Source organism: Methylobacterium persicinum (assembly GCF_022179525.1).
GTDB lineage: Bacteria > Pseudomonadota > Alphaproteobacteria > Rhizobiales > Beijerinckiaceae > Methylobacterium > Methylobacterium persicinum.
Window position 1 is genome coordinate 54225 of record NZ_BPQX01000061.1, and the last position, 6614, is coordinate 60838.

The 6614-nt window shown below is 66.4% G+C and carries 5 protein-coding genes; 2 read left to right on the forward strand and 3 right to left on the reverse strand.

Features of this window, described 5'->3' with window-relative positions:
- Positions 1 to 42 precede the first annotated feature (42 nt).
- Both MFF22_RS22240 and MFF22_RS22245 read right to left on the reverse strand, forming a co-directional pair.
- Positions 43 to 1515: a Do family serine endopeptidase gene (locus tag MFF22_RS22240; protein WP_238252798.1), complete on the reverse strand. Its 1473-nt coding sequence runs from the start codon at positions 1513 to 1515 to the stop codon at positions 43 to 45.
- Positions 1516 to 1717: 202 nt separating this feature from the next.
- Complete coding sequence (locus MFF22_RS22245; protein ID WP_238252799.1) at positions 1718 to 2176, reverse strand: Ros/MucR family transcriptional regulator; 459 nt, start codon at positions 2174 to 2176, stop codon at positions 1718 to 1720.
- A 406-nt stretch (positions 2177 to 2582) separates the two neighbouring features.
- On the opposite strand from MFF22_RS22245, the gene MFF22_RS22250 reads away from it, so the two are divergent.
- Entirely contained in the window at positions 2583 to 2855 is a 273-nt protein-coding gene (locus MFF22_RS22250) for a hypothetical protein (RefSeq protein WP_238252800.1), read from the forward strand.
- Complete coding sequence (gene gluQRS, locus MFF22_RS22255; protein WP_238252801.1) at positions 2852 to 3724, forward strand: tRNA glutamyl-Q(34) synthetase GluQRS; 873 nt, start codon at positions 2852 to 2854, stop codon at positions 3722 to 3724. Before MFF22_RS22250 ends, gluQRS begins: the two co-directional genes overlap by 4 nt.
- A gap of 289 nt (positions 3725 to 4013) precedes the next feature.
- Here the strand turns inward: gluQRS and MFF22_RS22260 are convergent, their stop codons facing one another.
- The gene (locus MFF22_RS22260; protein WP_238252812.1) at positions 4014 to 6026 is read right to left on the reverse strand and encodes a M23 family metallopeptidase; all 2013 of its coding nucleotides are present in this window, start codon (positions 6024 to 6026) and stop codon (positions 4014 to 4016) included.
- Between the last annotated feature and the right edge of the window lie 588 nt (positions 6027 to 6614).

A 6614-nucleotide genomic window follows, 5' to 3' on the forward strand; every position in this document is an offset into this window, starting at 1 on the left:
TCAACACCGCTTGTCCCCCGGCGCGCAAGCGGCCGCCCGCGATCAACCCCTGAAGATCGAGGTCATCATTTCGCCGTTGCGGTTGATGGCGATCTGCCAGATCCCCGTTCCCATGGCGATCGCCTTGGCGAGGTCCTTCGTCGTGGTGATCGGCATGCCGTTGACCGAGACGACGACGTCGCCCTTCTGGAGACCGGCCCGGGCCGCGGTGGTGTTGTCGTCCACCGAGTCGACGGCCACCCCATCGACGGCGAAATCGACCTGGAGATCCTCCGCCACCGCCGGAGAGGTGTTGACCAGGGTGGCCCCGAAGAACGGCGACGGCACGCGGACCTTCAGCGGATCCCGCGGGCGCGTCTCGGGTGCCGTCGTGAGCTTCACCGCCACCACCTGGCGGGCTGTGCCGCGCAGGATGCCGAGCTTGGTCTGCCCGGTGATGCCTTTGAGGGCGAAGCGGTAGCCGAACGCCTCCGGATCATCCACCGGCTGGCCGTCCACCGACAGGATCAGGTCGCCGCGCTTGAGCCCCGCCTCCTCCGCCGGGCTCTTGGGCTGGAGGCTCGCCACCAGCACGCCGGTCGGGTGGTCGAGGCCCATGCTGTCGGCGATGTCGGGGGTGACGTTCTGGATCCTCGCCCCAAGCCAGGGGCGGCGTACCACGGTCTGGCCGTCCCTGGCCGCCATGACGACCGCCTTCACCATGCCGACCGGGATCGCGAAACCGATGCCGTGGCTGCCGCCGGATTGGGAGTAGATCGCCGTGTTGATGCCCACGAGCTGGCCCTGGAGGTTGACTAGGGCGCCACCCGAATTGCCCGGATTGATCGCGGCGTCGGTCTGGATGAAGTACTGGTAGTCGGCCGAGCCGACCTGCGTCCGTGCCAGGGCAGAGACGATGCCCTGTGTCACCGTCTGGCCCACGCCGAACGGGTTGCCGATCGCCATCACGAAGTCGCCGACCTCGAGCCGATCCGCATCGCCGAAGGGCATCGGCGCGAGGCCGCCCGGCGGCTCCTTGATTCGCAGCACCGCCAGGTCCGTGCGGCTATCCCGCAGGACGATGGAGGCTTCGAACTCGCGCCGGTCCGCCAGGGCGACGCGCACCTCGTTCATGTTGTCGATGACGTGGGCGTTGGTGATGATCAGCCCCGACCCATCCACCAGCACACCCGAACCCAGGGACTTCTGTGCCCGCTCGCCCCGGGGGCCGCGACCGCCATCAGGCTCGCCGAAGAAGCGGCGCATGAACTCCTCCATCGCGCTCGTGCGCGCGCTGGAGCGCTTGTCCACATGCGAGGCGTAGACGTTCACCACCGAGGGCGCCGCGCGCTTCACCACCGGCGCGAAGGAGAGCTGCACCTCGCCCCGGCTGAGGGGCACCTGCTTGGTCGGCCCTTCCTTGGCCGGCGCCTCCTTGGCCGGCACATCCTGCGGCTCGGTCCGCACCATCTGCGCGGAGGCGGTCCCGCCGAGCAGGACGGCAAGGATCGCGGCGAGGGGAAGGCGAGTCGTCATACGATGCTCCGAACAGGGGCGCTCCCGCCGGCCGGACGGCGCGGAAGCCTTCGGAAGCAGCCTATCGGAGCCGATTGAGGCAGGCACGCGACACCTTCGCCGGACCGGGGGGCCTATTGACCGTGCAGGCGGCGGGTTCGACACCGGGGTGACGCCAAGACTGAGTCCGGGGGGCAGCGTCTGGGGCGGCAGGCCCTGCCCCTCATCCGACGGCTTTGCGCTGCGCCCTCGCCGTCACGGCGCCCTGGCCCGGTTGGACCCTGTGAATCTTGCCGAGGCCGAGGGCCTTGGCCAATTCCGACCGGCGCTCTGAATAGGCCGGCGACGTCATCGGGTAACTCGCATCGAGTCCCCACTTCGCCCGGTAGTCATCCGGCGTGAGCCCATGCATCGCGAGGTGACGCCGCAAGGTCTTGTAGGGCTTCCCGTCCTCGAAAGAGATCAAAAAATCTTTGGTGATGGATCTCTCTATTTCCTGCGGCGTGAGCTTGGGCGGTATCTCGATCGGCTTACGTTTGCTTTCGATCTCCGAGATCTTCCGATAGATGTTCGCGATGACGTCCGGCAGGTCGCCCGATTGGATATGATTATTGCCGACGTATGCCGTAATGACTTGAACTGTCAACGACAGTAGGCGATCATCGAAGCTTGATGACATCATCTTTGACTCGGTTTAGCGCTCGTGTGACGTAAAAATGCGCATGAAACATGGTATAACCCGACTGAGGCGGGCGCACAATTCACGGATGCGACAAATCGTACGGGCAACCTCAGATTTTGGATTTTTTGCTGGCATTCAGTCGGTAGTCCATACGGATCTCCCCGGCTTTGAGGCAGATCGTACAACCTACGGTCGTGCAACGAGAACATAGCTCAACTTAAGCCATTACCATTCATTGACTTGCCGATTCGATTCGCTTGGTCAAAAATGATATGAATGCTTCCATTTTGCTGTCCGACCCCGGCATCGGCCGCGGCGATGCATGCCCGGTTGGCTTGGACGCTGTTGGGGGTGATCCGGTGGGGACGCGTTGACAGGACAGGGCGAGCCACGCGAACAAGGCCCCATGTCGCAGACGTCTCCTCGATCGAATTCGGCGGGCGAACGGGTCGCCCTCGCCGGCATCGCGGCCGTGGTCGTGGTGACCGTTCTCCTGGGGGCATTGGCGCCGAACCGGTCCGGTCCGGCACCCCGGACGGCGGCGGACGATCCGGGCTGCCTCGAATGGTCGGACGGGTGTCAGGTCTGCCAGCGCTGGCCGGACGGGCCGTCCTGTTCCTTGCCCGGCATCGCGTGTGAGCCGGGGGCGTTGCGCTGCCTGCGCCGCGGCGACGGGTGAGTCAGACGCAGGCCGTCCTGCGGTTCGCGCCCAGCCCGAACGGGCGGCTACACCTCGGACACGCCTACTCGGCCCTCTTGAACGCCCGCTTCGCCGAGACGCTCGGCGGGGTCTGCCGCCTGCGGATCGAGGATATCGATCCGGCGCGCTCGAAGCCGGCCTTCGCCGAGGCGATCATCGACGATCTGGCCTGGCTCGGCCTGACCTACCCGGAACCGGTGCGGCACCAATCCCGGCACATGGAGGACTACCGATCGGCCAGGGACCGGCTGATCGAGGAAGGTCTCGCCTACCCCTGCTTCTGCTCCCGTGGGGAGATCCGCGCCCGGGCGGTCGCCACCGATCCGGACGGCGCGCCGCTGTATCCCGGCCTCTGCCGGAACCGGGATCCCGGCGAGGCCGCAGCCCGGTGTCAGCGGGGAGAGCCGCATACGTGGCGTCTCGATATGGCGCGCGCCCTCCCCCGTGCCCTGAACCGGGGTGCCATCACATTCCTCGCCTTCGACGCGACCGGCGAACACCGGGTCTTGGCGGATGCCATCGCCTGGGGTGATGCGGTGATCGCCCGGCGGGACGTTCCCACCAGCTACCACCTTTCGGTGGTGCACGACGACGCGCTGGAAGGCATCACCCACGTGGTGCGCGGGGCGGATCTTGAGGCGGCAACGGGGCTCCACGTCCTGCTGCAACGTCTGCTCGGCCTTCCGACGCCGCGCTACCATCATCACCCGCTGCTCCGGGACGAGGATGGCCGCAAGCTCGCCAAGTCGTGGGGTTCGACGAGCCTCGCCGCGTTGCGTGAGTCGGGTGTCGGTGCCGACGAGATCAGGTCCTGGTTCCGGGAGGGCGTGCGCATCGTACCCGGCTAGGGTTCTCTCGAGGCCGGTTCGAGAAGCGCCCCCTGCCCTCCCCTTGGGGGGATCCGTGCAGAGTTCAGTCGAGTTTTAAAGTCCTCGCCGTCATTGCGAGGGAAGCGAAGCAATCCAGGGTCGCGGGCCCCTTCAGAATGTGGCGCCGCGGGATTGCTTCGCTGCGCTCGCAATGACGGTATGGGATGTCAGCGGCCGGTGGCTCCAGCTTTTCGGGAAGGCGCCGCCGGTCGCGACACCCAGTTTGGATCGTCGTCCCGCAATGAGGCGGTTCGGCGCTTGCGACCGCTCAGCGGGTGGCGGCGTCCCGTTGGGCGATGGCGGTGGCGCTCTTGGCCTTCTGCATGGTCGCCTCGATCTGCTCACGCTGCCGCTTGAAATCGGCGAGCAGGCGTCCGTCGAGTTCGCGGCCACGGGGAACGCGGATCTTCATCGGGTCCACGAAGTGGCCGTTGATGATGACTTCGTAGTGGAGGTGGGCGCCCGTCGACAGGCCGGTGGAGCCGACGTACCCGATGATCTGGCCCTGGCGCACGCGGACGCCCTCAGTGATCCCGCGGCCGAACCGGGACATGTGGTTATAGGTCGTGACGTAGCCGTTGATGTGCTGGAGTTCGACCCGCCGACCATAGCCGGAGGTCATCTCCGCCCGGATGACGAGGCCGTTGCCCGCAGCCATGATCGGGGTGCCGATGGGGTTCGACCAATCGACCCCGGTGTGCAGCTTGGCATAGCCCAGCACCGGGTGGCGCCGGTAGCCGAAGCCCGAGCGCATGATTCCGTCGGCGATGGGTTTGCGCAGGAGGAACTTCTTCAGGGAGCGGCCCTGCTCGTCGAGATAGTCGATGGATCCATCATCCGGCGACTGAAAGCGGAACACCTTCCGCGTCTCCCCTCCTAGGGTGAGCGCGGCGTAGAGCAGGTCCGGGCGGTCGGCGCCGGATCCCTCCTCGTCATACGTATAGAAGACGTCGAGGCTGTCGCCGCTCTGCACACGCCGCTGGAAGTCGAGATCGTAGCTGAACACCCGGACGATGTCCTCGACCGTCGCCCGCGGGATGTCGTGCCGGCCGGCCGTCTCATAGAGACTTTGGTACAGGCGCGGTCCGGAGCCGGAATCCTCTTCGTCGTCCTCGGGGGGCTCGGCCTGCGCCTGTGCTTTCTGCCCCGATGCATCGTCCGTCGGCGGTGCGACCGAGACGAAGGTCCCCCGGTCGTTGATGGCGGCGATGCCTTCGATCCCGGTTTCCCCATAGAGAACGACGCGGGTGACCTGCCGCGCATTGGACGGCTGGGCTCCGGGCGCGATCTGAACGCGCATCTGCTGCCCTTCCACGAGGGCGGATGTCCGTGCCTTACCGCCCAGGGCCGCGACGATGCCACGGATCGTCTCGTCGGTGGCGAAGCCTGTGGCCTTGAGCGTGGATTCGAGGGTCTCGCCCTTGGCCAGGGCGATGTCCCGCTCTTCCACGAGGGGCGCCTCGGAGGGTTTCAGATCGGTCTTGGCGAGCTTGGTCACGTTCTCCGGGACGACGAGCACCTCGATCGCCTTGAACGGGTTGTTCTCCTTGGGAGCGCCGTCCAGGGCGCCGGCCGCCTGCTGTAGGGTGCGCGACAGCATGATCTGCGGGGCGATCGGGATCGTGGTCCGGCGCCCCGCCTCAGCCGCAAGGCGGCGCTCCTCCTCGACCTGGGCCGTCACGTCCTCGTCGCTCAAGGCGGGGGCCGACGGATCGACGGGGGTGCCGATGAGATCCCGCTTCACGACGCTGACCTCGGCGCCGGGCGAGTCGGCGGCGTCGGAGGCACGCTCCTGCGGCTCATCCGAGACGAACTTCATGGGGTCGAACTTGGGCACGTCCGACGCATAGGTGCCGACGGTCAGGGAGAGCGGCGTGGTGATGCGGACAAAGGGCTTGGCCTTGATGATCTCCCGGTCGCCGAGCCGCACCGTCACCGGGGCGCGGAAATTCTGCCGCGCCGAGGCGATCATCGGGTTGCGGATGAGGCGGTCACCCTTGTGGGCGACGTTGGCGCTGCCGTCGCTGGGTTGCAGACGGGGTGCGACGCTCGGCTGATCGGGGATCGCTGCGTAGGAGAGGTCGCCGTGGATCGAAACATGGAGCGCGGCGGCGATCAGGGCCGCGCCTGTGAGACCCGTCAGTGAGCTGGCGCACAACCACCGCATGTTGACGGCACGCCTGTCGATCCGCGTGCCGTCGGTTTCGAACAGATCGAGGGGCGCCGGACCGCCTTTGGCGACGGGCGCGGCACCGTCAATCCTGTATCGCTCCCGCTTCACTCGCTGGCCCTGCAGAAGATTCACCGTCGACGCGGTCGCTACGACACCGTCCAGGCCCAAATGGCCGGTTGGTCAGCTGCGGACGAGACAGATCATGTCTTCGGTCAGGATGTCGAGATTGAGGCGCAGCGCGCCCACATGCGGGCGCGAGAGGGCTTGGGATGGTTCCGCCGGGTTGAAGAAAAAACGGCGGCCTTCGTTTTTTGCGATTGACGCGGTCCGGGTCGGTCCGTATACCCCTGTTCATCGGCGCCGGCCGCGGAAGCGGACCGGTTGACGACGCACCTTCTGAACATCGCGGCAGGGTTGGCCGGCGAACGCCGGACGCGCTGCTGTTTTTGTCTCTCAGGTGTAGGGTTTCTGCCCTTGGGGCGGGTGATCCTGGCTCTTTGACATTGTGATTTGAGGAAGGGAGACGCGGACGGCGTTTCGACTTGTCCTTGCGGGTCTGGCGAGAGCCGCAAGGACAAGTCGAAACGCCGTCCGCGTCTCCCTTCCTCAAATCACAATGTCAAAGAGCCAGGATCACCCGCCCCAAGGGCAGAAACCCTACACCTGAGAGACAAAAACAGCAGCGCGTCCGGCGTT